Consider the following 1411-nt stretch of genomic DNA (forward strand, 5'->3'; position numbering starts at 1 on the left):
CCCCGCGCCAGCGGGCCGGCGGTGGCGGCGTTCGGCTTCGAGGCGCTCGCAGGCCGGGGGGCCTGACGGAGCCTCGGAGACCTCTGACATCACCGGTTCAGGATGAAGATTGATCCTGAACGGTGGAAAAGTCGCGATCGACCGGGACTGCGTGGTCTGCCGGTGGAACGAGTGTCATCGAAACGGCTTAGCCTTGACGCGTTGCAGGAGGCTGTGATGTTCCTGGCCGAAGATGGACGACCGGTCGGTCTGACCTGGCACTACACCCCGCGCGAGATCGTCGCCGACGGGGTGGTCCACGGCCTCGGCGTGCTCCTCGGCCTCGCCGGTGCGGTCGCCCTCGTCTCGATGGCGCTGACCGAGCATCTCGGCCTATCCGAGCGGATCGCGGTGGCGGTCTACGCCACCGCACTGGTCTCGATGCTGGCGGTCTCGGCGACCTACAACCTCTACCCCGTCGGCCGGCGCAAATGGTTGCTTCGCCGGGCCGACCACGCGCTGATTTACCTGATGATCGCCGGCACCTACACGCCGCTCGTCGCCCTCGTCGGGACAGGGCCGATGGCCTGGGGGCTCCTCGCCTTCGTCTGGATCGTGGCCGGGATCGGCATCGCCGTGAAGCTGCTGCTGCCCGGCCGCTTCGACCGCCTGTCGATCGGCCTCTACCTGCTGCTCGGCTGGTGCGGCCTGTTCGCCTACGAATCCGTGATCTCGGCCCTGCAGCCGACCGCCCTATGGATGCTCGCCGTCGGCGGCCTGCTCTACTCGGTCGGCGTCATCTTCCACGTCTGGCGCAAGCTGCCGTTCCAGAACGCCATCTGGCACGCCTTCGTGCTCGCCGCGGCCGCCTGCCACTACGGCACGGTCTGGGCGAGCCTCGCCGGCGCCTCGGCGACCTGAACGGCGAGCGGGCCCCTTACGGCGCCACCGTCCAGGGGCTGATGATCCGCATCGAGGCCTGCTGCGGCACGAGCGTCGCGGGGGTGCGGGGGGTGCTCTTCAGGCGCTCGACGAACTTTCGGGCCTGGTCGGCCGGCAAGGCCGAGGCCGGCGCCATCAGGGCGGCGAGCTGCTTGCGGGTGCCGCGGTCGACGTAGGTCGAGCGCTCCACCGGGACGAAGTCGCGCATCGTGTGCGCCGCGTCGGGATCGCCGGTGAAGACGCGGGCGCCGGTGTTCAGGACCACGATGTCGCCGGGGCGCAGAGTCTCGTCCTTCATCAGGGCGGCGACGGCGCCGCCCTTCATGTCGATCGGCTTCTGGCGATCGGTGATCCGCACCTTCAACGGCTCGGAGGCGGGCAGGGCGGCGTAGCGGATCCGCGGACGCGGCGCGGCGGCCCGGCGGCTGCGGTGACGGATCTGGGCCCCGGCGTAGGCGGGCTGGCTCGGCTCGGGCGCCTGCACGGCCGG

2 protein-coding genes are annotated in these 1411 nt (G+C 70.8%); one reads left to right on the top strand and one right to left on the bottom strand.

Translation table 11 applies throughout. The features are described 5' to 3' along the window. The first annotated feature begins 216 nt into the window (after positions 1-216). On the top strand, positions 217-900 hold the full coding sequence (locus FV222_RS26100) for a hemolysin III family protein (protein WP_147754641.1): 684 nt from the start codon (positions 217-219) through the stop codon (positions 898-900). Positions 901-916: 16 nt separating this feature from the next. Here the strand turns inward: FV222_RS26100 and FV222_RS26105 are convergent. Continuing rightward, on the bottom strand, positions 917-1411 hold a 495-nt coding region (locus tag FV222_RS26105; RefSeq protein ID WP_147816034.1), incomplete at its 5' end, for a hypothetical protein.

Source organism: Methylobacterium sp. WL103 (genome assembly GCF_008039885.1).
GTDB lineage: Bacteria > Pseudomonadota > Alphaproteobacteria > Rhizobiales > Beijerinckiaceae > Methylobacterium > Methylobacterium cerastii.

Coding starts and splice junctions, on each gene's coding strand:
- FV222_RS26100 (WP_147754641.1), top strand. CDS start 217: ATGTTCCTGGCCGAAGATGGACGACCGGTCGGTCTGACCTGGCACTAC.